Consider the following 24,627-nt stretch of genomic DNA (forward strand, 5'->3'; position numbering starts at 1 on the left):
TTTGAACAGCGAGAGGCCGACGATGCGACTGATCGAACCGGATGAACAACAGGACTTTCTTGCGACCTTGCAGCATAATGGTCTGGCAGCAGATGATTTCGAACTCCTGGAAACGGATACGACTGACCCAAAAGGCGACGAGAACATCGGTTTACAGGGCTACGTCACGGTAACCAGACTATCGACACAAGTTACAAGGGAATACCCCATCGGCGATGAAACCGATTGGGTTCAGCATTTCAGCAAAGATCTCGAAGCCGGCATCTTCGATAAGTCGGAATGAGATCCCGCGTGCTATTGGGGCGGCGGGTGAAAGATGACTACCTACCCGATTGGATACTCACTTGGAAACTCGAGCTGGACGGCCTGAGCGATCAGGCCTGGCGCGAGCGCATAAGAATCTGTTCCTCCAGATACATGCGCATCGTCTGGATATGCCAGATATTCCTCGGGCTCAACGAGGGACTGCAGGCGGGCCAGTTCCAGCGGCAACGCTGTGCCGCAGGACACGGCGCGCGCGATCGCGGAGGTGATGGGCACCAGCCTGCTGCGGGCCGAGTCAGGCGAGACGTTGATGCCGTCAGCCACACCGGTGTGGGTACGGCCGGTGGCAGTGGCGCTGTCGGTGGCACAGCCTGCGGAGGTTATGTAATGGCCTATTTTCCGACCAAACCGGCCACGGCCACAAATGCGGAAACGATAGCTATACCGAGAGCCCATTTCGAAATGCGGAGCGCTTGTCGCGCAGTCTCGACTTGGTCCTGCGGCGCCCCCGCTGCCTGCTCCGTCGCCAGAAGCGCTCGTTCCTTGCGTATCTCCGCTCGCTGGCTGTCGATCCTATCGAGATATGCACGAGCGTTCTCTAAACGCCTGTCGCCGAACGTGTGGCGCTCTACGTGTTGCCGGAATTCGTCCTCGCTGTGTTTAGCAATCCACTCGAGTATTTCGGCATCGGTTTCGAAGTTCGCCATGGCTTGCCCCTATCGTTCCAGAGGATCGTAGCACGCGAAGGAAGCGAGGCGGATGGGGATGGGGATGGCGGGGTGAGCCTGTTCCTCCACGCCAAGAATTACATCCACCGCGGCTCTGCCTGCTACCTCGGCGACGAGATATGCCCAGCGACGAGAGAACGGGCCGCCGTGGACTTTGATTCGCTTGCCGAGTGCAGCAACTCCCGGGGGTCTCATCGGGCCCTCGATCTGGAACCAGACATCGAACATGTCATCGGATGTGCTCGCAAGGTCAATATGGATCTCGAATCCTCGATATTCGGTAACGCGGTCCATGGCTATCTCCCAATGCTGCCAAGGATCCTAGCATGGCCAATGAACGCCCCATCCTCTTCAGCGGCGCCATGGTGCGCGCCATCCTGGACGGCCGGAAGACGCAGACGAGGCGCGTGGTGACCGGCGCCGGGCTCGGCATGTTGAACGACGGCTTCACGCCTGACTATGTTGCACTTGGGAGCGTTAAAAACCTTGGGGTTCGGCTTCAGCAATTCGCCCTAATGGTCGAGGAACTCCGCCACCTCAGCGGGTAGCTCCTCCATGCGCCGCCTGGATTCGCCCCAATCGGTAATGGTCTCCAGGCGAATGATGACTTTCGTCTCGCACCTCGGCTGGCGGTCAACTGTTGCAGATCGCTAATTCCGGGAGTGGAACGAAGTTGGGGGATGCGCCCGTCTACGTGCTCAGTTGGATCTACGGCGACCGAAAGTGCGGGTACTTGTAGATGAATTGCTCCTCCAGCTTGCCATCCAGCAGTTCGACTCGCGCCTGGAGAAGGTAGTGCGCACCGTTGATAGACCACCGCATCTGCTGTCGTTTGGACAGGCGACGGTTTATCAAATGATTCATCACTGATTCTGCCGGAGCGGTAGAGATTCGCCTCCCCGCCCGCCGTGCGCGCGCATAGTCAACAAGGATGGCTGCGTTGTGTTGGAGAAAGTCGAGGAGTCGATTGGCAGCACCGAAGGTAGTCGCTGCGGTAGGGCCATAGAAGCTTTCACGCTTCAACGCCTCCTCTTTCATGGAAGCAGCCAACGTCCTAGTCAACTCTATACCTATTGCCGCTCAGCCTCTCCACAGTGCCCCTCGTATTTTGCGCCATATTTTTTCGCACCGTGAGAAGATCTCTGGGCGCGGTAGGAAGTAGTGGTGCGAGAACAGCGATGATCGTATCGCGTGAAGTTTCATCGCAAGGTGGAACCAGTCGAGCATTGGTGACGCTACTCGAGGCGCGATTTGGGTCACCAGGCTTCGCATCCCGCTTGCACCGTCGTTAACGACGTCCACGAACGTCGACGGAGACCAACCGCACTGCTTCAAGGCTGCGCTCACTAAAACACGCGCCAGGGTTCGGCGAGGAATTGCGCAGGCGAATCGCCTTGCCATCCTACCCTCTCGTTCGATTCGGCCTGCGATCATCTCAAACTTCGAGATCTCCTCGAATGGATAGGCTGTAAGCACAGTACTGTCAATTGCCATCGAGAGTGATTTCGCCCGTTCCTCGCACTGAGGATCCGAACCCCATCCCAGAGCGAACTGGCGGTCTTCAATGTACTCACCGATCTTGATTGTCTCGCGTCGGACACGCATATGAGACAGGCAAGAAACCGATGTCAGCGCAGAAACGACGGCCGCACAGACCTGTATGATCCTGTTGCTCCGTGACGCGCACACAGGTAGGCCAGCTCAGGGGTAGTTCGTGAGGGAAGAAGCCGTTCGATGGGGCACAACGTTTCCCTGTAGTCTTCTATATCGCCGTTCTCATCAAGCGGCTCCGGCAGGCACATGCAAGCCACAACCCGTGGAACGCGAATGTGAATTGTGCCTAGTGCAGTATCGAACGTGCGTGGTCGCCAATCTTTGATGCGGCGATACGCTCCGCAATGCGGGCACCTTCTCTTGGCGCGATCGTAAGCGTAGATCTGCTGCTGTGCCACAGTCTGTTGAAGCGCGAGAGCCAGCAGCCGCAGTTCTCACAGCGAAAGACCGAAGTCTGCAGGCTCCGCGTTACACGTTGGTCGCTCTACTGTCCCGAGTTGGATAGTTTCGACGCTCCCATCGTCCGCATGGGATTGTAGGCAAAGAGTCCAGCGTAGTGACATGGTGGCCCCCGATACTCATCTGGAAACATCATCACTTTAGTCGCAATGTGACACCCTCCCCCAGTTTCTTTCCACTCCCTGGCTCGCACGAACCTCGTTCTTCTACACGTGTCGGACCGGCTGCATTCGCTGACGCAGGACGGCTTCGATGTCGCAATCCGCCACACGACCACCGCGCGCCGCAGACGCATGTGGCGTGGACGCTGTGCCAGACGCGTTCGCTGCTGGTGGCCAGCTGCGACTACCTTGAGCGGCGCGGAACGCCGCCGCACCCGCCTCAGCCATTGACAGCGATAACGCTGTGGTACGGTAGAGGGAACAGCGCAAGACCGCCTACACCCCGCCCCTTACGGTGCGCAGCACGCGCAGCCCCCCGGGGCTCGAGTACATGAAGGATCGAACCCGAAGGGGCGAGAATTGGAATGATGCAGGGGCAACGCCTGAGGTGACGTTGCCCCTTGTCGGTTACAGCTCAGCTCTCAAAAGCGACTATCCACCGGGATACCGGAAGTCGCTCCCCAGAAGTTGCAATGATGTGCCGTCTCGTAATCAGTTTGCCTCTGGGACTTGGGGCCGATTAGACGAATGTACCTGTCTTGCGCGGTGAGGCTCTGCCATTCTTTGCTTCCGCCAACATTGGGATCCCCACTTCGCGCGAACTGCCCAAAGATCTGGCGAATACTTTTTCCTACATCCGTTTCCGCCTTCTTGGACCATGACACGTCAAAGAGATACTCGACGTCAGCGTAATGACCGGACGCGTACGTTTCGTCAGTAGCCTCATCGAACTCGTAAGCATAGACTGGTGTGCGCGAAGCCATCGCCAAGTCGCTCTGCAAAGCGGGGCAATTGAAGGCAGCATCCGTCACAATGGCACTTGCGGCCTCGAAAGGCGTGGGAAAACTGGCCAAGGGGTACACCGCAATAACGTCCTCGGCGCTCTTTGAAGCGGCCGTGGCATAAGCCCGGGCCACAACCTCATATTGGCTAGGGGGTGAGTCAGGACTCTGCGAAGGAATGGCGCGCCCCTCATACCGCGTGACTCCCTGCATGACGGGCATTTTCTGAAATTTTCCTTCTAGAAGAGCCATTCGCTGTGCTTGGGGAATCGTTGTTCCGTCTATGGTTGACTGATTGAATGCACTCGATGCCGTGTTGGTTTTGCCCTGACTTGCAAGGACATCCGCCAACGCCTTCCCTCGCAGGCATGTAGTCGATTGGTCCGTGCACCCCAATCTCTCAGCAAAGCTAGTACCCCGTGTCTGAGAAACGCCCAACGTGGGTGTAAACGGTTGGTATGCGCCGCTTTGAACGATCGCCTTCTGGAACAAACCTGAAGACGATCGTGCAATCAGATGATTGAGGATGTTCAGCCCACCCGAGGACGCGCCGAATACGGTGACGTTGTTGGGATCCCCGCCAAAGGACTGGATGTTATTCTGTACCCAGGCGAGGGACACCTGTTGGTCGAGAAGTCCATAGTTTGCGGCCGGATGGCCCTCCTTGTCGATTGCGGGATGAGAGAGAAAGCCCAGAACTCCAACCCGGTAGTTGGTCGAGACGACGATGACTCCTTGCTCCTTCACAAGGCGACCAGGATCATAATCACTTGCACTGCCGCTCGCGTTTGCACCGCCGTGGATCCAGAACATCACCGGCAGATTGCTTGCCCCCGCCGCTACGTTATCGGGAACGTAGATGTTCAAAAACAGGCAATCTTCACTCGTCGACCTTTGAACGCCTTCAGGCGTTTCGTTGATTACTGGAATCTGCGGTGACGTCCACACTGGGCCTCTCAGCAGCTCGACCTACGAGCAGTTGAGCAAGTTTGAGATTTGCGCGATCACCCAGGGCGCATGCGGCGCGCTGTCGCTGGGTGCTGACGGCGCTCTATCTGGGTGGGTTGCGCGCGTCGGAACTCACGGGCACGCCCATGGGGGCGTTCTTCTGCCGGCGCGACGCCCAGAGCATCGAGCGCTGGTGGCTGGAAGTGAGCGGCAAGGGCAACAAGACCCGGCTGGTACCGGCCACCGATGAGCTGATCGCCGAACTGGCGCGCTACCGCCGCGCCCACGGACTGCCGCCCACGCCACAGCTGGGGGAAACGCGCCCGCTGCTGCTGCCGGTGACCGGCCGTGAGGCGGGTCGCGACAAGGCCCTGTCACGCGGGGCGCTGCACTTGATCCTGAAGGAGGTGTTCGGCCTGGCGGCCGGGCGCCTGCGGGCGCGCGGGCCCGAGTGGGAAGCCCAGGCCGATGTCCTGGCCAGCGCCTCGGCCCACTGGCTGCGCCACACCGCCGGCTCGCACATGACCGACCAGCAGGTCGACCTGCGTTTTGTGTGCGACAACTTTGGCCATGCCTCGATCGCCACCACCAGCGCTTACCTGCACAGCGAAGAGGATGCGCGGCACGAGGCCACCCAGGAGCGACATCGTATTGGGTGGACCGGGAAGACGTAAGGCGCACCCCGCGTGGCAAGCCCCGAAGGGGACGCGGCTGCTAAAATCGCTCCACGCGATCCACCACTGAATTCAATGGGCTTCGAACAACTGCCGACACTCAAAGCACAACTGGCAGCACAAGCAAAGGCTGAAAAGGCCGCAAAGTCCGCAAAGGCTGCCGAGGTTCCGAAGCGGGCCACGCCGCCCCGCGCACGGGACGCTGCGCCGGCCAATCCGGCAAAGCCGCCCGTCGATCCGGTGGTCCACGCGATCGCCAGGCTGCAACGGCGTTTTCCGCTAGCCTTTCCGAAGAACCCGGCGCCCAAGGTGCCGCTCAAGATCGGCATCTTCGAGGATCTCCTCCCGCATGCCCAGGCGCTTGCCCCTCACGGAGGCCGAATTGCGCGAGGCGATCAAGACCTGGTGCCGCGGCGCCCGCTACTGGGCCTGCCTCCTCGAAGGCGCATCACGGATGGATCTGGCCGGCCAGGAGGCCGGGGCAGGTTCGCCCGGAGGATGCAAAACGGGCGCAGCAACTGCAAGCGAGGCGTTCGCGGGGGGCACCATCCAAATCGGCGAAGGCGTCGCACCCCGTTGATGCGGCTCGATAGGTTGAGGTTTTGGCATGGACAGCCGGCTCAGGGAAGGCGCACAGCAATCCATCTCCGCGCCGCGGCGCCAGGATGGCAGCCTCGCTTAGGACGCTAATCCCACGCTGCCGGTTCGCCAGGCTTGGCCGCATGGGCCGCAGCCTGTTCGAGCCAAAGTGCATGCTCCTTGGGCACGACCAGCATCGTCAAACCCAGTCCGTCCAGCACGCGCAGGGCGTGCTCGAGATTGACGCCCTTGCCGTTCTCCAGCTTGGACAGCATGCCGACAGAGACCCCGCAATGCCTCGCCGCCTGGTCAATGGGCACCCCGCCCCCTGCCCGGGTGGCTCGAATGCGGCCGCCCAGTTGCTGAATGGTGCGAATTGTCGCGCGCGAAGGAGGCGTCGGATCAGGTAGTGGTCGCGGCATGGAGGCCCGTCCCGTGAAGAAGGCAAGCCAGCGTGGAGGCTGCTCGCCAAATTATTTCATGATCGTGAAATTATACTAAACACAGCGTCTTAAATAATGCAGCATAGTCGTCGTAGTACCTCGTTTGGTCTCTTCCATTGCTGGAAGCAGGCGTCGACTGCCGAGAGAACTTCTACGAGGGTGGCGAAGTACCGGTTATGTAACCCCAGGCGCCGTGTCAGTTTCCATACGCGTTCGATAGGCGCCAGTTGCGGGCTGTATGGTGGCAGGAACAACAACGTCATGTGCCGCCTGTATTTGTGCAGTAACGGTTTGAGCAGGACGGCATGGTGGTACTTTGCGTTGTCCAGGACCACGACGATGCGCTTGCCGCGACGTCGATGGCGGAGTAGTTGGCGAAGAAAGGATGCAAACGTTTCTGCGTTGAAGACAGGGCATACCTGCCAGACGAAGCGACCCGTGCTCAGACTGACGGCGCCAAAACATGCCACCGACTTTCGCGTCGGCGCATGCATCAACACCGGATCGCGGATCTCCGGGGCCACCCACATGCGACAGCGCGATCCGTGTTGCTGGAAATGGCATTCGTCCAGGCTCCATAACTCAATGTCGTCGCGCTTTGACAGTCGCCGCAGTTTTTTTTACCGCCGCAACGCGAACGGGATCAGACTGGGCGACCTGCGGGCGCGGCTTGCGCAGCCGGAAACCCATCTGGCGAAACAGCCTCTGGCACTGCCGCACGCCCAGTTTGATGCCATAGCGCTGACGCAAGTGCTCCGATAGAACGGGCCCATCCCACAGGCCCGCTTCAAATCCGAAGTCGCGTGGTGTCTTGCGCAGATCCGCCTCGATGCGACGCCATTGCGAGTCATTCAACGCACGCGGGCGACCGGGCCGTTCACCTTCCCGCAATCCGTCGAAACCGCCCCGCTCGAAACGTCGGACCCATCGCTGAACTGTCGTGGCCGCTTGACCGAACATCTGGCCCACTTCAGTGCACGAGTAACCGCTGCTGACCAGCAGCACCCCGTGCAGGCGGTGGTCATACCGCGACTCCTCGCTTCGCTCGATCTCCTGTCGAATCGCCAACTGCATTATCTGTGCGTCTGCAATCTCGAGTCTGCGCATGGCTGCCTCTCCATTAGAGTAACCACGCAATCATACATGCTGCAATACTTATGTCGTCATGTTTAGACACGGAAAGATGGCCCCCTTCTAGGTCGGGCCGTCAAAGCCGGTCAAGCTGAACCGCTGAAAGTAGTGACGGCCGACGACTGCCCCACCCCTTGTAAGCCAGCATGTCTGAGCTTGTAGTTTGAGCCAGGCGATTAATTGCGTTTTATCCCATAGCAAGCCTACCAAGAGACTTGGCAATGCGAGCGCCCTCCAAGGGGGCAAAACGTGCTTTGACCTTGGCGATCACAGTCAACGCCGCCTCCTTGTCACCCGCTGCCACGGTATAACGGCTCGGCCCTTGCACGGCGTCACTCAGCGATAGCTACGGCCTTGCGATAGACGGCAATGGGGCATCTAATGGACTGAAGGAGGTCCGAAGGAGGCTCCCATGGCGCAGTGCACAAAATGCGCGTTCGAAAATGCCGTTGGCGCCAATTTCTGTCAGCAGTGCGGCAACAGGCTGGTGCGCGTTTGCCTGCGTTGTGGCCATGCACTCGATCCGACGGCACGCTTTTGCAATGCGTGCGGCGAGCCCGTCAGCGAATTACCGCAAGCATTACCTGTTGCCCCTATTCACTACACCCCTCCCTACCTGGCCGAGCGCATTTGGGCCGAACAAGCCGCCCTGGAGGCCCGAGGCAAGACAGCCGGCGAACGCAAGACCATTACCGTTCTGTTTGCCGACATGGCGGGCTCGACTGCGCTTATTCACGACCGGGACCCTGAAGAGGCCTACGGCCTGATCGCCCCCGTTATCGAGATGATGATGGAGGCCGTACATTACTATGAGGGCTACGTCGCAAAGTCATTGGGCGACGGAATACTAGCGCTGTTCGGCGCGCCCATTGCCCACGAGGACCACCCGCAGCGGGCGCTGTATGCGGCGCTGCGCATGCAGGCGGCGATGCACCGGCACAGTGACCGGCTTCGCCTGGAGCAAGGCATCTCACTGCAGATCCGGGTGGGCGTCCACACGGGCGAAGTAGTGGTGCGCTCGATCCGCAAGGACGACTTGCACACTGACTATGACCCGGTAGGACACACGATCCACATTGCCTCGCGGATGGAGACCATGGCCGCGCCCGCGTCCATCCTCGTCAGCGAAGCGACGCACAAACTCGCCGAAGGGTATTTCGAGTTCAAGGCGCTGGGCGAGGCTCAGGTCAAAGGTATCCCCAAGCCACTGGCGGTCTACGAAATGCTGGGACTGGGCGCGGTGCGCACGCGCTTGCAAGTGGCGGCGCACCGCGGCCTGGCCCATTTCGTGGGCCGCCAGGCCGAACTGCAGGCACTGCACCGAGCGCTAGATCTGTGCACGGCCGGACACGGGCAGATCGTTGCGGTGGCGGGGGAAGCGGGGGTTGGCAAATCGCGGCTATTTCACGAGTTCAAGGCGCGCTCGCAGAGCTGCCTGGTGCTGGAGACCTTCTCGGTGTCGCACGGCAAAGCCTTTGCGTATTTGCCGCTCATCGAACTCTTGAGGAACTATTTTCAGATTACCGCCCAGGACAGCGAGAAACAGTGTCGCGAAAAGGTTACGGGTAAGGTGCTCACTCTAGAGCGCAGCCTGGAAGACCTTTTGCCCTACCTGCTTCAACTGCTGGGTATCAGCGAAGGCGACTCTGAACTGGCGGACATGGGTGCCGCTCTCCGGCGAGAGCGGACGTTCCACGCCATCACGCGCCTGCTAGTGCGCGAGAGCTGCAATCAACCTGTCGAAGTCCTATTTGAGGACCTGCAATGGCTGGATAGCGAGACCGAAGCATTCCTCGCTTTCCTCATTGATCGGGTAGCGGACGCCCGAATCCTCCTTCTCGTAAACTACCGGCCCGAGTATTGGCTCGCCTGGAGGCACAGGGACAATTGCACTGAAGTCAGGCTCATTCCTTTGGGTTCAGGCGAGGCGCAGGACTTGCTCAGTGTCTTGTTGGGCGATGACTCCGGCCTCGGGCCGCTCAAGCAGCTCATCATGGAAAAGACCGAGGGGAATCCCTTTTTTATGGAGGAGGTCGTCCAGACGCTGGCCGAGCAAAATGCGCTGCTCGGTACACCGGGCCATTACCGCATCGAAGAAACCCCAGCCGCGCTGCATATTCCGACCACAGTACAGGGCGTGCTCGCCGCACGCATAGATCGGCTGCCACGCGCGCAGAAGGAACTGCTGCAAACCTTGGCCGTGATCGGCAAGGAGTTCCCTTTGAGCTTGATCCGGCAAGTTGCCGGACAGTCGGAAGAGTGCCTGTATCCTCTGCTGACCGGCCTGCAGGCCGCGGAGTTTATCTACGGGCGACCTGCCTTCCCCGAGGTCGAGTATGCGTTTAAGCACGCCCTCACACAGGAAGTCGCCGGCAACTCCTTGCTCTTGGAACAGCGCTCTGCGTTGCACGAACGCACTGGCCGGGCCATCGAAGCCCTTTTCCATTCTCAGCTGAAAGACCACTGCAGCGAACTGGCCCATCACTACAGCCTCAGCCGCAACATCCCCAAAGCCGTGGAGTATCTGCATTGCGCCGGGCGCCAAGCCGTCGACCGGTCAGCTAATCTTGACGCTGTCCGTCACCTAAGTACAGCTCTGGATCTGCTCAATTGCCTGCCTGACACGTCTGAACGAGCGCCCTTAGAGCTGAATTTACGCTTCACGCTCGGGCAGGCCTTAATTGCCGTGCGGGGCTATGCAGCGTCTGAGGTAAAGTCCAACTATACCCGTGCTCTTACTCTGTGCGACTCAAGTAGTGAATCCCAGCAGCTCTTCAAGGTAAAGTCGGGATTGCGCATGTTTTTTCTATCTCACGGACAGCATGAAACAGCATACAAACTAGCCCAGGAACTGCTTGACCTTGCTGTGCCCACACAGGATCCGGTGTTGCTCGCGCAAGCACATATAGCATTGGGAGCATCCTCGTTTTTTTTGAGCGAGCTTCCCATGGCACGCACTCACTTGGAGCAAGGGCTTGCTTATTATGACACCGAACAACATCCCACTCATGTCGCATTATATGGGACCGATCCCGGGGTGCGCGGCCTTAGCTTGTTGGCATGGACATTGTGGCTCTTGGGCTTCCCGGCTCACGCCAGCAAACAAGCACAAGAGGCGCAGGCACTAGCGAATCGGCTTGCTCACCCATTTAGCCTCGCAAGCGCCCTCATTTTCGCAGCTGGCATTCATCAATGGCGACATGAGGTAAATCTGGTCCGAGAGTGCGCTGATGCGGCCCTCGCGCTCTCCGCCGAACAAGGATTTCCGTTCTGGAACGCATGGGGAACCATCCTAAAAGGCTGGGCGGTTGCTGAGATGGGAGGGCGTAAGCAGGGCATCGCGCAAATACGCCAAGGTTTGTCCGCATACCAAGCAAATGGCGCCGAGTTGGCGCGGCCATATCTCCTAGCCCTATTGGCCCAAACGTATGGGAATGCGAGGCAGCCACAGCCAGGACTAAAAGTGTTGACCGAGGCATTTGAAATCGCTGATAGAAATGGGGAACGCTACTACGAAGCGGAGCTATATCGCCTGAGAGGCAAATTGCTTCTCGATCAATCTAATCAGCGCCACTTGTCCATCGATCCCGAAGCGGAAGCCTGTTTTCATCAAGCAATAGAGATAGCTCGCCGGGACAGTGCTAAGACGCTTGAGGTTCGCGCAGCTCGGAGCTTGGCACGCTTATGGCGGCAAATAGGCAAAAATGAAGCTCACTAGAATGATGCTCGACGGGCTCGACTGACGATTTCCGACGGAGAGCACTCCGCTGACAGTCAGGCGCGTCTTCACCAGGGCATCGGCGTCGTAACCCTTGTCGGCGATAACCGCTCCGGTGCGCCAACTGCACGACCTTCTCCGGCACACGAGATGTGGCAACCAATCCTTCGGGGATGATCAGCCGCAGTGGACGGCCTGCGCCGTCAACTGCCAGGTGCGTGCAGCACGGGACTCAGTCCGCCACGGGAACTGCGAAGCGAGCGCGGGCGGCAGGTCACGTCGCAACTCCAGAAGGAATCAACCTAAGGCACCGAACAGGCCCTGGTGCAAATCGGCGATCCTATGACATCGAGCGGGAGATCCGTGGACAACTGCCAAACGCATCGGAAGATCCTGCAACCGCGAGGCTGTGTTGCGACTGACGATGGCCTGGCGATCCACTACGCAATCGTGTACGGGCCCAGGTTGTTGCCAATGATCTTGTAGGAGACCATCAAAATGCGCGTGCTCTCGTCCGTCGAATGCGCATCGAGGCTCGCGCTCGGCGGGTCGGTTTCCGACGCGGTTTCGAGTCGTGGTGGAGTCGAATGCCTCCATATCCCTTACCGAGGCGAAAAAGAGCCCGACATCCCGGGTACGATGCCGGACCGGTGAAATCCCGCGCTGGGGGTCTATCAGCGCAGGCGAGAAAGGTCTTTACAGAGCGTCCGTATCGCTCATCGGCCACGGCGCCGAGGCGCACTCGGCGGGAGTAGCGAACGGACTGCCACGATGTACACCGTTCACCTCACCTGCGTCAATACCAACGCCTATTCGTTACTGCACGGAGATGTGCGGCAGACTACGCGCGAGTCTCGGAATCAACTCCAGCACCGGTACGTTGAACGCCTCAGCTAGTTCATCAATGGTGATTTCCTGGCCTCCATCCGCCCCGAGGAACGTGACAATGCTTCCGATGCCGGCCTGCGGAATGTCGGTGAGATCGACGACGGTATGCTGCAGCGAGCGGCGCCCCATCACAGGCGCCTCCCGACCTTGGACCAATACTCGTCCCAATGGCGGGACGTGATTGAGTCCATCACCGAAGCCGATCGGCACGACGCCCACTCGCACAGTTCGTTCCAGGCGGATAGGCGCTGAATACCCGATGCCTAGCACTGATCCAGCGGGGTGCTCCTGTACATGAATGACGCGACCCCGAATGGCGTGCATCATCGGTGTAAGATCCGCGCGGCTCATCCATTCATGGTCAAGGGCACCGTACAGGAGACGGCCGGGATCCACCGCCCGATAACTCAGTTGAGGATGCGCGATCATGACTCGCGAACTCGCCAGCATCGTCACCACATCGTTGAAGCCGGCCGCACTCGCGTCCGCCAGCGCAGCGTTGAAGACGCCGGCCTGCCTCTCCGTTACGACTTCATCGCCCGGCGAACTCAAATGGGTGTAGATGCCCTTGAGCCGTACGGTCGACTGCGCGGCAAGCGCCCTGAGCGCTACACCCCATTGCGACGGAAGGAAGCCAAAGCGACCGAATCCAGGATCGATCTCAAGAAAAGCATCTACCGGGACCCCAGCGGAGATGAAAGCTCGCAGGCTCTCCATGCTCTGGATCGTTACCGTCAGCCCCAGCGACGCTACGCGAGCGGCATCCTCGGGAAGCGTAGACGCAAAGAGCAGGATTTCCTTCTCAATACCGGCCTTGCGGATCGCAAGGCCCTCCTCCGGACTTCCGACACAAAGCGCGTCAACACCCGCCTCCGCAGCCAGCTTTGCTACACGAGCTGCGCCAAAACCGAAGCCATCGCCCTTGCAAACAAAGTAAATCTCTACGTCGTTGCCTACCAGCTTACGGGCGACCGCCAAATTGGAACGCAATGCTCCCCAGTTGATCTCAGCCCAGGCAGGCCGTAACAGCTGCACCTCGCGTTCACTCAACTCAAACTCTCGCATGGTCACCCTATTCAAAGCTGGGACGAGATAGACGGAGGAATGCCATTCGCCTCGAAAAACTGCTCGTCCTGTCGATCAATTAGCGCATCCGTCGACAGCGTCTGCAACGAGGCCCGCAGGGCAGCCGTCTGTGCCAAGTTGACCTCCTTCAGGCCGCTGTCGACCACAACGCCATAGACGTCCTGAGCCATGCGCACGGAGATCCGATCGTCCAGAACATCCTCAAGGACCGCTTCCGCGTCCCGCTCCAGGGGATTGCCATACCCAGCACCGCCAGCGGCGATGTGACACACCTGGTCCCCGAGGTCGAGTTTCGAAACAGAGTTCGGCATGCTTGGCAGCAGGGTCGAGTTTCCATTTCGCGTCAGAATATTGAGCGAGGGGGTACCGTTGAGTCCCCCCTTGGCGCCAAGTGGTCGATGAATGCGACGGTCAGACCGCAATCCGAGCTGTACATCGTCAGCAAGCATTTCATAGGTTCGCCGCATAGCAAGGCCGCCGCGGTGCTTACCGGCGCCACCCGAATCATTCACGAAGCTGTAGTCAGTAATCTTGATCGGCAGTCTGGCCTCGATCAGTTCGATCGGTTGGTTCGACAGGTTGCCAAGGGGATTGGCGATCCCTTCGATGCCATCGCGACGCCCGCCGCCGCCCCAGCTTCCGAGGACGCCGTCCGTAATGAGCCAGTTACCGTCGGTACCCCGTCCCGAGATCGAGATCACGGATGGACCGCCCTCGCCCGGTGCTGGAATGATGTCGGGAACAATTTGCGCAAACGCACCCTGCAAGACATCGAACATGCGGTAAGCCATGATACCTCGCGCCGCACAAGCTGCCGGTTCAACCGGGTTGACGATGGAACCTTCCTCCGCATATACCTTGACAGCCCGTGAGAAACCCTCGCAGTTCGGAACATCCACACCGATCGCCGTCCGAACCGCCGCATAGGCAACGGATTGGGTGGTGGCGAAGGGACCGTTGATCGCACCCTGAACCTGGCCCGCCGTACCGGTCCAATCGATCGTGACTTCATCCCCCGCCACTGTGATCTTGACACGGAACAGGATAGGATCGGGATGGTTTCCGAGCCCATCGATGTAGTCCTCGTAATAATAGTCACCGTCCGGCATGGCAGAAATCGCTTGCCGCGTAAGGCGATCCGCGTAGCTATGCAGCGCCTCCACGAGCTCATTGAAGCCGTCGTAGCCGTACTTCTCCAACAACTGCTGCAGCCCACGCGACCCTGCCCTGCACGAAGCAATCTGGGCGCGAATGTCCCCACGAAGCTGGTCGGGCATACGCGAATTGGTTTCCAGCAGGGTCATGAGTGTCTCATTCACCTCCCCGCCATCGACAAGCTTCATCAACGGGATACGCAGGCCTTCCTGGAAGATCTCGGTCGCGCCGATCGCCATGCTGCCGGGAGCCATGCCACCGATATCGGTATGGTGGACGATCGTAGCAGCGTAGCCACCGATCCTTCCATCATGAAACACCGGCTGAATCAGATACACATCCGGCAAATGCATACCACCGGAGGTGTACGGATCATTCATGATGTAGACGTCGTTCGGCTTGCCGGACTTTCCATAGCGTTCCACGACGTTTCGCATCGCCGCCGGGAATGCGCCCAAATGGATAGGCAGCGTCAGGCCCTGGGCGATTGCCCGGCCAGCGTGGTCGAACACCGCCGTCGAGAAGTCCATGGAATCACGTACGATCGGCGAATAGGCGGATCGCAGCACTACGAGAGCCATTTCGTCGGCAATCGAGCTGAGCGCGTTCTTGACGATCTCAAGGGTGATCGCGCTGTCGGCCGAAGTAGAGTTGTCGGCGGTCTTCATGCTTTTTGCTCCGGGAGGGTGATGACAATGTTTTCGTTCTCGTCGACGAACGCGGTCGCGCCTGGCGGAATCACACAGGTCGAGTCGTATTCCTCAACGATGAGCGGGCCGACGCTGACACCACTTCGCAGCACGGTGCGCGAGATGACCGGCGTATCAATAAAACCGTCCTTCTTCCCGAAGTACGCGCGACGCGAGCGACGTTTTGCATCGGGGGCCCGGCTGCCGCCCGCTCGCCGTGCGTCATAAGAGCGGGCCTTCTCTGAAAGAAGACTCGCCGCGGCGCGCAGATTCACCAACTCGACAGCGTCTTCCTTCGACGCATGCCCGTAGGTACGCTCATGCTCGGCGTGGAAAGCGGCTGTGATCTCGCTGACATTGACCTTGTCGCCCGGCCACCAGCTAATCGGAACAGTCAGTTCGTATGCCTGCCCTGCGTAGCGTAGATCCAGGGAGCAGGCCACTTCAATATCGCTTCGTGCCTTGCCTTTCGCGACCAGATCATTCGTAGCCACGGCGACCAGATCTTCCAGGGCGTTGCCGATCTGCGCACCTGCGGCCTCGCCAAGCCGGCAGAACATCGTCTGGGTGAACTCATGCTGGGTGGTGGAGAAGAGAAGCCCCAGTGCACTAAACACGCCCGGGCTGGGAGGCACGATCACAGTACGCATGTCAAGCAACTCGGCAATCGCGTGGACGATGATTGGGCCATTGCCACCGAAGGCGAACAGTGCAAACTCACGCGGGTCGCGACCGCGATATGTCGAAACGGCTTTCACCGCACGTGTCATCGTCGACGCTGCAATCGAGAAGACTCCGTAGGCGGCCTCATGCAGTTCGGTGTTTGTCGGCTGCGCAATCTGCGTCAGTAGAGCGTCCCGGGCCTTCTGCTGGTTTACCGGAAGTTCACCGCCCGCCAAGTACTCGGGATTGAGATAGCCCAGGGTAAGCACCGCATCGGTGAGCGTCGGTGTCGTGCCGCCTGCGTCGTAGGCCACCGGACCAGGAACCGAGCCTGCCGAGTCCGGTCCGACCTTCACCAGACCGCCCGCATCGATACGGACCATGCTGCCGCCGCCCGCCCCGATCTCGGACACATCGATGAACGGCAGCTTCACTGCGTGGCCACCACCCTTCACGAGCTTGCTGCTGACATTGATACCGGCCCCCACTTCGTACTCGGTGGTACGAGCTGGCTCACCTTGTTCAATGATTGCTGCCTTCGCCGTGGTGCCGCCCATATCCACCGTGATGCAGTCAGCATAGCCGGACGCCTTGGCGACCGACGCACCCGCAATGACGCCAGCTGCTGGGCCCGACTCGATGATCGCCGCCGGCTTTTGCATCACGCTTTCCGCACTCATCACGCCGCCGTTGGAGTGCATGATCTGGACCGGCCCCTTCATCCCGATCGCGCGCAGCTTGTCGATCAGCGAATTCAGATAGCTCACCACCACCGGCCCGAGGTACGCATTGACGACAGTCGTGCTGGTCCGCTCGTACTCACGAATCTCAGGCAGAATCTCGTGCGAGCATGTCAGATAGACCTTGTCCCCCAAGGTGCTACGCAGAAGATCGCGCACGCGGATCTCATGCTGCGGATTGGCATACGCGTGAATGAGGCTGATGGCAACCGCTTCGATTCCTTCGCTCGCGATCTGGAGTCCGATTTCCAGTACAGCCGCTTCGTCCAGAGGCGTCTCGACCGAGCCATCGGCACGCAGGCGTTCATCCACCTCGTAGCGGTGCCTGCGCTTGGCCAAGGGCGTGGGCTTCTTGTACGCGAGGTTGTAGAGCATCGGTACCCGCAGTCGACCAATCTCCACCACATCACGGAAGCCACGCGTCGTCACCAATGCGGTTTTTGCGCCTTTTCCTTCCAACACTGTGTTGGTCGCTACCGTCGTCGCGTGCACAAGTTCTGTCACTTGACCAGGGTGCGCACCCAGGGACGCCAGAAGAGCCTGTAGGCCCGTCACGATCGCGAGACCGTAGTCGCTCGGTGTCGAAGACACCTTCTTCGTATGAACTACGCCGTCGTCGCTGATTAGCACGATATCCGTGAACGTCCCGCCGATATCGACACCTGCCCGAAACTGTCTTTCAGCCATTACACACCTTGCTCAGTAGTTAATGCAGTACCCCGTTGACAAGTAGCTGCGTCGCTCTAACCCACACTCCATACACCTCACCATAGCATCGGTGAATCGATTCATCAACTGAATTTTTTAAAGCGCCGTGATGGCGCTTTGGGATTTTCCTGATCGCCTGCATGCCCCACCCGGCGCGTCAGAAGGCCTCGGTCTTGAGGGCTCCGCGCGTCTAATCCAGTCCGCGCAAAGCCTGTGCTGCATATGTCCTTACCGCCTAAAAAATCACCGTCAGCCTGCACGCCTCTCTTCCAGGGCGTGAATGCCTCGCGGGATGGCCGACAACAACTCAGCCGTATAACGATCCTTCGGCGCCGACAGGATATCTGCTGCATTGCCCTCCTCAACAATGCGTCCATGCTGCATGACGACAACGCGGTCACAGAGCTCGCCCACCATCGCCAGGTCATGGCTGATGACGACAAGCGTCACACCTGCACTTTGATGCAAGTCCCGCAGCAGCCGGATGATTTCCGATTGAATCGACACGTCGAGCGCCGATGTCGGCTCATCTGCCACCACGAGTTCTGGGCGTCGTGCCAATGCTCGGGCAATCCCGACACGTTGGCGTTGCCCCCCCGAAAGCTGATGGGGCAATCTTCCAAGTACCGTACGCGGCAGACACACCATATCCAACAGTTCATCGACCGGGACACCATTCTTCCCGATTGCCTCACGTAGGGAGGTCAAGATCGACTTGCGTGGATTCAGCGAATTCATCGTGCTCTGGAACACCATCTGCACGTGCTGCCGATAGTTGTGCCGTTGACCGGACGACATCTTTGGCAGAGGAACGTCTCGATAGGAAATGCTACCGCCGGTTGCCTCCGTCAGCCCCACCATCAGACGCGCCACGGTCGATTTCCCGCTGCCGCTTTCGCCAACGATCGCCAGGGAATCACCCTTTGCGACCTCGAGACTCAGGTCAGACACGGCAAAGAAGCGCTTTCTGTTGAAAAGCCCTTCGAGATGGGATCGTGCCATCGGGTAGGACTTCTCAACATGCTCGAGTCGAAAAAGGACTTCTTCAGTCGACTTCATAGTGGTCACCGCCACCCTCCGTAGTTAGCTCAAACGTGCCGTGCTGACGCTGGGCAGCCGCGGAATGCTCGCAATAAGCTGGCGCGTATACTCATGTGACGGACGCAGAAAAATGTCACTCACATCCCCTTCCTCGACCACGCTCCCGTGTCGCAATACCACCGCTCGGGAACACAACTCAGCCATCAGATCGAGATTGTGGGTGATGAACACAAGCCCAAGGTTCAAGTCCGAGACGAGAGTTCTTAGCAAGTCTACGATCTGCTTCTGAACGGTCACGTCAAGTGCCGTCGTGGGCTCGTCCGCGATGAGCAGAGCTGGCTTGCACACGATCGCGGCAGCGATCATCGCTCTTTGCTTCATCCCTCCACTCAGCTCATGGGGATACGCCTTCATCGCTCGCCGTGGATCTCTGAATCCGACCTGCTCGAGAATTGACTCCACTTCCCTGTCGATTGCCGAGCCTCGCAACTGCCGATGGGCACGCACGACATCAGACAGCTGCGTGCCAATGGTAAACACAGGATTCAGCGCTGTTGCGGGATCCTGAAAGATCATCGACAGCCGACTGCCACGAAGCGTCCGCATACGCAGTTCATTGACCTGAGCTAGATCCTCTCCCTCGAAAGAAATCCTTCCGCCATTGATCCAGCCGGCATTGCCAAGCAGCTTCATCACTGCCAGGGATGCGACACTCTTTCCGGATCCAGATTCGCCGACAAGACCAATAGCTTCGCCGGCTCGGACGCTAAGATTGAGACCGTGCAGCACTTCCGCTGCATCTCGGCCTCGGCCATACGTCACCCGCAGATCTTCAATAGACAGAAGCGTCTTGCTCATTGTGCCCTCCCCGGTGCGTCGAAACCACGCTGGCGGCGACGCGGGTCCAGGATCGTCCGCAAGGAATCACCGACCAAATTGAACGCAAACACGCTCAGGAAGACTGCGGTGCCTGGAAAGATAAAAACCCACCACGCGTCCGAGAAAATCTGTGCGCGAGCGTCGGACAGCATCGCTCCCCAACTCGGCGTCGGCGGTTGTACGCCAAGGCCAATAAAGCTGAGAGACGCCTCAACGATGATCGTGACGCCAAGCAGTAGCGTCGCCTGGATCAGTACCGGTGAGATGACGTTTGGCAGAATGTCAGTCGCCATGATTCGCAGAGAACTCGCCCCTTGCAGCTGACGCGCAGCGACGTACTCTGCCTGGGCCTCAGCCTTGGCCAGGCTAAACGTCAGCCGCGCAAGGCCTGGCGCATACAGGACGCCGATCAGGAGCACGAGCTTTGCTTCATTCGTCAACGAAATGTTGCCTAGCTCCAGCGTGCCTGTTCCCGTGATACCAACCAGCGCGATCGCCCAGATCAACAGTGGAATGGATGCGAATACTTCCATCAGCTTCATCAGCAACTCTTCTACCCAAGTCCCTGCCTTGTAGCCCGCGATAATTCCAACCATTGCTCCCAGGACCAGTCCGATGGAGACTGCACAGACACCGATCGACAACGACGCCCGCGCCCCCCAGATTGTGCGGCTCAATATATCGCGGCCTACATGGTCCGTTCCGAACCAAAACTGAGCACTTGGCGCCTGCAAGCGGTGCTCGACGTAAAGTTGCAGCGGGTCCTGGAGCGGCAGAATGGGTGCGCAGATCGCCAACGCGAGCAGCAGCAAAATCAAGACCAGTCCCGCGAGCCCGGATGGCTCTCGTGCGAGCGTACGGGCTGCGTTGGTGACCCGCCGGACGATGCCAGGGGTAGCCCGGGGGCTTTCCGATGTCGTGGAGCAAGACGAATTGGCCATCATTTTCTATTTGTCCTCGGATCCAGATAACCTTGGAGAACGTCGGCGCAAGTGTTCGATACGATGAAGATGGTCGTGATGACGAGCACGATGGCTTGTACCGTTGGATAGTCGCGCTGAAAAATTGCCGTCAGCAGGGCCCGTGAAACGCCAGGGAGGTTAAAGATCTGCTCGACGATCAGCGCCCAACCAAACATGTAGCCGTAGCTCATCGCAGCGGTACTGACCAACGAGGGGAGCGCGTTCTTCAGTGCATAGGAGCGGATTCGGGATTGAGAAATCCCAAGCGCCCGTGCCGTTCTCACGTAGTCCTGTGAAAGGACATCGACCATGTTGGCCCGAACCAGCCTGCTGAGTACCGAGATATAGTAGACGGAAATTGTCAGCATTGGCAGAACAAGCGCAATCATGTGCTCAACTGCCCCATCGCTCCATGGGCCAATGCCTCCTACAGGAAACAGGGACGTTTTCAATGCGACATAGCGAATCAATATCAGGCCGAGCCAAAATGACGGTATCGATAGTCCGACGATCGCGACAATGCGCAAGATATGATCCGTCAAACTCTCCTCTTTCAATGCCGCGATAGTGCCGAGCGTAACGGATACGAGAACCGTGAATATGAATGATATCGTTACCAGCTCGACCGTCCGCGGAAGTGTTTCGGCGATCTGCGGCCCGATGCTCTCATTGGAAACATAGGACTTTCCAAAGTCGAGCTGCAATGCGCTGCCCAGCCAATTGGTAAACTGGACCACCACGGGCTTGTCAAGGCCATACTGCTGATTGAAGGCCGCAATTTGCTCGGAGGTGGCATCGCTGCCAAGCGTCAGTCGCGCCGGTGAAACAGGCGTTGCGCGACACATTGCAAAGAGCAAGGCGCTTACAATAAGCAGTAGCGCCGCGGACGAAAATAGTCGTGAAATCACTCTCATTTTTTAGCCCCGCACTTCTGCGTCCCGTAGAGCCAGCGAGAAGCCGGTATTGACCTTGAAGTTCTTCACCTCCCTGCGCAAGAGATTCTGGACCTCTAGCACACCAATCCAAACGGCGGGGCAGTCGCGAGCGATCACCTGCTGCAACTTCGCGAAGATTGACTTGAGCTCGTTCGGATCGTCGGCCAGGTAGCTTTCATCGATCAAGTCAAGGAACTGCTTGCTCTCGTATCCGCTTGACTTCCATAGGCTTTCCGTAGGGCGGAACAGCGCGTTGATAAGATAACTGGGTTCCGGAGGAGCGATGTAAGCGCTCAGAACAGCCTGGTGATTGCCCACCATCATTTGCGAAATCATCTGACCAAAATCAAGCGGTTTCAGATTCGCACGAACACCGATGGAAGCCAACTGCGCCTGTACAAACAATGCGGTCGATGATGTGTCAATCAGGTACGCCGGCTGAACATACATCAGATCGAACGAAGCCCCACTTGAGTACTTGGATGCCTTGACCGCGGCGCGGGCCTTTTCCATGTCGAAGTTGATGCTTGCCGCTGAGCCGGCGTCAAACCACGGTGAGTCCGAGGAGAACGGCATACTGCTGGGCTTAACCGCGTTGTAACAAAGGTCGCGGCAGATTTTTGTACGGTCGAGAACGTGCGCGATTGCCCGGCGGAACGAAGGATCGTCAAACGGCGCCTTGCGTGTATTCAGCGAGATCATCAAGGGACTTGTCGGCGAAGGACGGCTTTCCCCGACGATCCCTGGAGCGTTCCTGACCTGCTGGAAAGTTTGGGGCGGCGGTGCGGTGATGATCTGTGTCTGCGAAGACATCAGCGAAGCGAGCCGTGACGACTCTTCTGGGATGATGCGGAAAATGACCCTTTCCCAGTTCGGGAATCGCTTGTCCCAATACGCGGGATTGCGACGGAGCTCGACAAAATCGTTTGCCTTAGCCTGCACGAAGATTCCAGGCCCCGTGCCCACACCCACGGGCGACTGCTTGAAGTGCTCGGGGGAAAGCTTGTCACGACTACCCACCGGGAAGATCCCCATGTACTTCGACATATAGTCCAGCAAGGGCCGGTATGGGCGTTTGAGCTTGATGACCGCGGTTTCGGCGTTCGGGGTCGACACCGACTCGATGACCGTCCAGAAAGGGCGCCGAAAAGCCTTGTTTGCGGGGTCCCGCACGTAATCGAAGCTGTACTTCACATCTGCCGATGTGAATGGCTGGCCATTGTGGAAGGTAACCTCGCGTCGCAAGTCGAAAGTGTAGGTCAGCTTGTCAGGCGACGTTGACCACGCCCGGGCTAGCTGCGGAATACGCTGGCCGTTCACGTCTACGCCAACCAGATTCTCGAAGATGAGTTGGTTGATACCCATCACATCGTGGTTCGGCTGATTGATGGGGTCAAAGGTCTGAGGGTTGCTCGGAATCCCAACCGTCAGCACGCCACCCTTGGCGGCGATGGCCTGGTCTAGAAACGCAAACGGTAACGAGAGGCCTGCGGCGCTCGCGACGCCCGCACGTAAAACGTCTCGTCTCTTCTTGTCGATACTCATGGGGGATTTTCCTTAGCCATCGCGGTGAATCGATTCACCTAGAATAGTTGGACCGGCTGCGCGAGTCAACGGAGCGGGCGGTAGCGAAAACCCTAAGCTCCCCCGGATTTCTGGTGATCGCGGGGTCTCAGCTATCCTTCATGCATTGTTTTGATGCATGTACACGCTCGAAAACGTTCTCCAACGTGCCTAGCTAGTTCCTTTCGTGCATCGGACAACATCGCGCTGATCTAACCCCACTCTAGGTGCGCGCGCAGGAGGGCGAAAGGTCAAGGTCGACACGGTACGGCTATAATTTGGTGCATCGATTCACGCGCGTCGGGCGCTACGAAATCCTTCCCTCTGTCACATGACCAACACAAAAAGAACGAAATCCGAGCCTGCTGCTGTACGAAGCCGCAAGTCTCCGCAAGGTGCTCCTACAGTGCAGGACGTCGCAAGGCTAGCCAAAGTCTCGGTCGGTTCGGTGTCCCGTGTGCTGAACAGCCGAGACAATGTGGCGCCGGAGATTCAGGAAGCGGTGCGGGCTGCGATGGCACAGCTGAACTTCGTGCCTAACGTTGTCGCCCGCAGTATGCGCAAGGGAAGCTCAAGCACCATTGGGTGTCTGATCTCTGACATCGGCCAATACACGGCTGCGCAGATGGTGAGTGCGGCGGAGGAACGGCTACGGGAGCGTGGCTTCGAAGTGCTTATCGCGAACTCTCACTTCGACCTGCAGCGCGAAGGAGCGATTCTTGCTGGCCTGAAGCAACGGCGCCTCGATGGCTTCATTGCCGCAATCTCTGATGACGAAACGCCTGAGTATTACGGCATTCTCCATAAGCTGAATATTCCGGTTGTGCTATGGGAGCGCGATGCACACGGGGAGTTCAACTGTGTCTTGACGGATCATGCTGATGGCTGTCGCCAAGCCACTCGCTTCCTTGCATCCCTTGGACACCGACGAATCGCCCTTGTAGCTGGCCATACTAATACATGGGTGGGACGTGAGATGGTTCGCGGATTTTCGCGTGAGTGCGCCAACCATGGCATTGCCGCAGATCCTTCGCTGATACTGCGGACCGGGAAGTTCGATGCACAGGCATGTCACGATTTGCTAACCAGCTCCACTCGACCGACTGCGGTGATAGCGCCGCTCAATGACGCGGCTACCCTGCTCGCGGTAGCGCATGAGCTTGGGATATCTGTACCTGGCGATCTCTCTGTCATCTCGATTGGTGACCATCAGTACGCTAGAATTTCCTCACCCGCGCTGACAGTGGTTACGCAGGATCCGCGAGCGATTGGTCGGGAAGCTGCTGACATGCTCCTTTACCAACTCGACGGCACACCTCTTTCTGGAATTAAACGATCCATACATCCCATGCACATGATCGTGCGTGAATCATGCGGAGCCCCCCGCACCTCTCTACGGCGAAACCAAACGCATGCGGCATAGCCTTGCTCTTTTCCCGAATAGTTTCCCAATCAGGATTAAGGTCGGCGTAATCAACGCCATCCCGGAACAATGAGGTAAGCGGCGGTGAGTCTTGAGCCAGGTGCGGCTCTTGCGCATCCGCGTGCAGCGCCACTGCCGGCGCTCTCGTCGTGTGCAACGACCGCAAGCTCGTTCGCCTGTTGCAGCGTACCTGCCTCAAGTGCCCCCACGCCGCCGTCGAAGATCTCGATGCCCTCGCCAGATGAGGCATTGATCACAAGCAGATCACCAACTTTGCCCCGTCGGACTGGATCGCAACCGGACACCCCTTAATCGGTTCGCCGACCGGCGTCGGCGAGACCTGCTGGCCTGCAGACTAGCGCAGTACGCCGGCCGCCGCGGGCATTCGGTCGCCTACGTGGCCGGCAGTGTGGGCTGAGCAAACCAGCACTCCTGTGTACGTATTCCGTGCAGA

19 protein-coding genes and 4 pseudogenes are annotated in these 24,627 nt (G+C 58.8%); 8 read left to right on the forward strand and 15 right to left on the reverse strand.

The features are described from left to right. Positions 1-22: 22 nt before the first annotated feature. Together ABNX08_RS40280 and ABNX08_RS40285 are read left to right on the forward strand one after the other, a co-directional pair. Positions 23-283, forward strand: coding sequence for a hypothetical protein (locus ABNX08_RS40280; protein WP_022540297.1), 261 nt, complete (start codon positions 23-25; stop codon positions 281-283). Between the two features lie 213 nt (positions 284-496). Beyond that, positions 497-652, forward strand: coding sequence for a hypothetical protein (locus ABNX08_RS40285; protein WP_349606622.1), 156 nt, complete (start codon positions 497-499; stop codon positions 650-652). Between the two features lie 4 nt (positions 653-656). On the opposite strand, the gene ABNX08_RS40290 is transcribed toward ABNX08_RS40285, so the two are convergent. Beyond that, positions 657-971: a hypothetical protein gene (locus tag ABNX08_RS40290; protein WP_349606620.1), complete on the reverse strand. Its 315-nt coding sequence runs from the start codon at positions 969-971 to the stop codon at positions 657-659. A gap of 9 nt (positions 972-980) precedes the next feature. Further along, positions 981-1,286: a hypothetical protein gene (locus ABNX08_RS40295; RefSeq protein ID WP_349606618.1), complete on the reverse strand. Its 306-nt coding sequence runs from the start codon at positions 1,284-1,286 to the stop codon at positions 981-983. 32 nt (positions 1,287-1,318) lie between these two features. On the opposite strand from ABNX08_RS40295, the gene ABNX08_RS40300 reads away from it, so the two are divergent. Then, entirely contained in the window at positions 1,319-1,540 is a 222-nt protein-coding gene (locus ABNX08_RS40300; RefSeq protein WP_349606661.1) for a hypothetical protein, read from the forward strand. Positions 1,541-1,700: 160 nt separating this feature from the next. Here the strand turns inward: ABNX08_RS40300 and ABNX08_RS40305 are convergent. Next, a pseudogene (locus tag ABNX08_RS40305) lies at positions 1,701-3,109 on the reverse strand (ISKra4 family transposase). Positions 3,110-3,211: 102 nt separating this feature from the next. Here ABNX08_RS40305 and ABNX08_RS40310 point away from each other — a divergent pair. Next, a pseudogene (locus ABNX08_RS40310) lies at positions 3,212-3,429 on the forward strand (LysR family transcriptional regulator); the annotation flags it as partial. Between the two features lie 159 nt (positions 3,430-3,588). Here ABNX08_RS40310 and ABNX08_RS40315 read toward each other — a convergent pair. Continuing rightward, positions 3,589-4,896 carry a carboxylesterase family protein gene (locus ABNX08_RS40315; protein ID WP_349606616.1) on the reverse strand — a complete coding sequence of 436 codons (1,308 nt, stop codon included), beginning with the start codon at positions 4,894-4,896 and terminating at the stop codon, positions 3,589-3,591. Positions 4,897-4,958: 62 nt separating this feature from the next. On the opposite strand from ABNX08_RS40315, the pseudogene ABNX08_RS40320 reads away from it, so the two are divergent. After that, positions 4,959-5,570: pseudogene (locus ABNX08_RS40320) on the forward strand (tyrosine-type recombinase/integrase); the annotation flags it as partial. 75 nt (positions 5,571-5,645) lie between these two features. Continuing rightward, a pseudogene (locus ABNX08_RS40325) lies at positions 5,646-6,163 on the forward strand (ProQ/FinO family protein). Between the two features lie 93 nt (positions 6,164-6,256). On the opposite strand, the gene ABNX08_RS40330 reads toward ABNX08_RS40325, so the two are convergent. The 3 genes from ABNX08_RS40330 to ABNX08_RS40340 all read right to left on the reverse strand — a co-directional run bounded on the left by ABNX08_RS40330 (position 6,257) and on the right by ABNX08_RS40340 (position 7,699). Next, positions 6,257-6,571, reverse strand: coding sequence for a helix-turn-helix domain-containing protein (locus ABNX08_RS40330; RefSeq protein ID WP_349608165.1), 315 nt, complete (start codon positions 6,569-6,571; stop codon positions 6,257-6,259). 89 nt (positions 6,572-6,660) lie between these two features. After that, positions 6,661-7,206, reverse strand: a complete 546-nt coding sequence (locus ABNX08_RS40335; RefSeq protein WP_374063823.1) for an IS630 family transposase — start codon at positions 7,204-7,206, stop codon at positions 6,661-6,663. Then, positions 7,175-7,699, reverse strand: coding sequence for an IS630 family transposase (locus ABNX08_RS40340; protein ID WP_374063752.1), 525 nt, complete (start codon positions 7,697-7,699; stop codon positions 7,175-7,177). Before ABNX08_RS40340 ends, ABNX08_RS40335 begins: the two co-directional genes overlap by 32 nt. Before the next feature lie 436 nt (positions 7,700-8,135). On the opposite strand from ABNX08_RS40340, the gene ABNX08_RS40345 reads away from it, so the two are divergent. Further along, on the forward strand, positions 8,136-11,441 hold the full coding sequence (locus ABNX08_RS40345; protein ID WP_349606461.1) for an adenylate/guanylate cyclase domain-containing protein: 3,306 nt from the start codon (positions 8,136-8,138) through the stop codon (positions 11,439-11,441). A gap of 816 nt (positions 11,442-12,257) precedes the next feature. Here ABNX08_RS40345 and alr read toward each other — a convergent pair. The 8 genes from alr to ABNX08_RS40385 all read right to left on the reverse strand — a co-directional run bounded on the left by alr (position 12,258) and on the right by ABNX08_RS40385 (position 22,732). Beyond that, positions 12,258-13,394 carry an alanine racemase gene (alr, locus tag ABNX08_RS40350; protein WP_349606463.1) on the reverse strand — a complete coding sequence of 379 codons (1,137 nt, stop codon included), beginning with the start codon at positions 13,392-13,394 and terminating at the stop codon, positions 12,258-12,260. A gap of 11 nt (positions 13,395-13,405) precedes the next feature. Further along, a complete protein-coding gene (locus ABNX08_RS40355) occupies positions 13,406-15,238 on the reverse strand; it encodes a hydantoinase B/oxoprolinase family protein (RefSeq protein WP_349606465.1) in 1,833 nt (610 codons plus the stop codon). Then, positions 15,235-17,349, reverse strand: a complete 2,115-nt coding sequence (locus ABNX08_RS40360; RefSeq protein ID WP_349606467.1) for a hydantoinase/oxoprolinase family protein — start codon at positions 17,347-17,349, stop codon at positions 15,235-15,237. The genes ABNX08_RS40355 and ABNX08_RS40360 overlap by 4 nt, the downstream gene beginning before the upstream one ends. Positions 17,350-17,619: 270 nt before the next feature. Then, entirely contained in the window at positions 17,620-18,429 is an 810-nt protein-coding gene (locus tag ABNX08_RS40365; RefSeq protein WP_349606469.1) for an ATP-binding cassette domain-containing protein, read from the reverse strand. A gap of 24 nt (positions 18,430-18,453) precedes the next feature. After that, positions 18,454-19,269 carry an ABC transporter ATP-binding protein gene (locus ABNX08_RS40370; RefSeq protein ID WP_349606471.1) on the reverse strand — a complete coding sequence of 272 codons (816 nt, stop codon included), beginning with the start codon at positions 19,267-19,269 and terminating at the stop codon, positions 18,454-18,456. Then, complete coding sequence (locus ABNX08_RS40375) at positions 19,266-20,108, reverse strand: ABC transporter permease (RefSeq protein WP_349606473.1); 843 nt, start codon at positions 20,106-20,108, stop codon at positions 19,266-19,268. Before ABNX08_RS40375 ends, ABNX08_RS40370 begins: the two co-directional genes overlap by 4 nt. 122 nt (positions 20,109-20,230) lie before the next feature. Beyond that, complete coding sequence (locus ABNX08_RS40380) at positions 20,231-21,166, reverse strand: ABC transporter permease (protein WP_349606475.1); 936 nt, start codon at positions 21,164-21,166, stop codon at positions 20,231-20,233. Positions 21,167-21,169: 3 nt separating this feature from the next. Next, complete coding sequence (locus ABNX08_RS40385; protein ID WP_349606477.1) at positions 21,170-22,732, reverse strand: ABC transporter substrate-binding protein; 1,563 nt, start codon at positions 22,730-22,732, stop codon at positions 21,170-21,172. Between the two features lie 424 nt (positions 22,733-23,156). Between ABNX08_RS40385 and ABNX08_RS40390 the strand changes: the two genes are divergently transcribed. Next, on the forward strand, positions 23,157-24,173 hold the full coding sequence (locus ABNX08_RS40390) for a LacI family DNA-binding transcriptional regulator (RefSeq protein WP_349606479.1): 1,017 nt from the start codon (positions 23,157-23,159) through the stop codon (positions 24,171-24,173). The last annotated feature ends 454 nt before the right edge of the window (positions 24,174-24,627 follow it).

Source organism: Cupriavidus sp. DF5525 (assembly GCF_040149425.2).
GTDB lineage: Bacteria > Pseudomonadota > Gammaproteobacteria > Burkholderiales > Burkholderiaceae > Cupriavidus > Cupriavidus pickettii_A.

Bases quoted from the DNA above. Each gene is read 5' to 3' on its own strand.
- ABNX08_RS40280 (WP_022540297.1), top strand. From the start codon at position 23: ATGCGACTGATCGAACCGGATGAACAACAGGACTTTCTTGCGACCTTG.
- ABNX08_RS40290 (WP_349606620.1), bottom strand. From the start codon at position 971: ATGGCGAACTTCGAAACCGATGCCGAAATACTCGAGTGGATTGCTAAA.
- ABNX08_RS40295 (WP_349606618.1), bottom strand. From the start codon at position 1,286: ATGGACCGCGTTACCGAATATCGAGGATTCGAGATCCATATTGACCTT.
- ABNX08_RS40300 (WP_349606661.1), top strand. From the start codon at position 1,319: ATGGCCAATGAACGCCCCATCCTCTTCAGCGGCGCCATGGTGCGCGCC.
- ABNX08_RS40330 (WP_349608165.1), bottom strand. From the start codon at position 6,571: ATGCCGCGACCACTACCTGATCCGACGCCTCCTTCGCGCGCGACAATT.
- ABNX08_RS40340 (WP_374063752.1), bottom strand. From the start codon at position 7,699: ATGCGCAGACTCGAGATTGCAGACGCACAGATAATGCAGTTGGCGATT.
- ABNX08_RS40345 (WP_349606461.1), top strand. From the start codon at position 8,136: ATGGCGCAGTGCACAAAATGCGCGTTCGAAAATGCCGTTGGCGCCAAT.
- alr (WP_349606463.1), bottom strand. From the start codon at position 13,394: ATGCGAGAGTTTGAGTTGAGTGAACGCGAGGTGCAGCTGTTACGGCCT.
- ABNX08_RS40355 (WP_349606465.1), bottom strand. From the start codon at position 15,238: ATGAAGACCGCCGACAACTCTACTTCGGCCGACAGCGCGATCACCCTT.
- ABNX08_RS40360 (WP_349606467.1), bottom strand. From the start codon at position 17,349: ATGGCTGAAAGACAGTTTCGGGCAGGTGTCGATATCGGCGGGACGTTC.
- ABNX08_RS40365 (WP_349606469.1), bottom strand. From the start codon at position 18,429: ATGAAGTCGACTGAAGAAGTCCTTTTTCGACTCGAGCATGTTGAGAAG.
- ABNX08_RS40370 (WP_349606471.1), bottom strand. From the start codon at position 19,269: ATGAGCAAGACGCTTCTGTCTATTGAAGATCTGCGGGTGACGTATGGC.
- ABNX08_RS40380 (WP_349606475.1), bottom strand. From the start codon at position 21,166: ATGAGAGTGATTTCACGACTATTTTCGTCCGCGGCGCTACTGCTTATT.
- ABNX08_RS40385 (WP_349606477.1), bottom strand. From the start codon at position 22,732: ATGAGTATCGACAAGAAGAGACGAGACGTTTTACGTGCGGGCGTCGCG.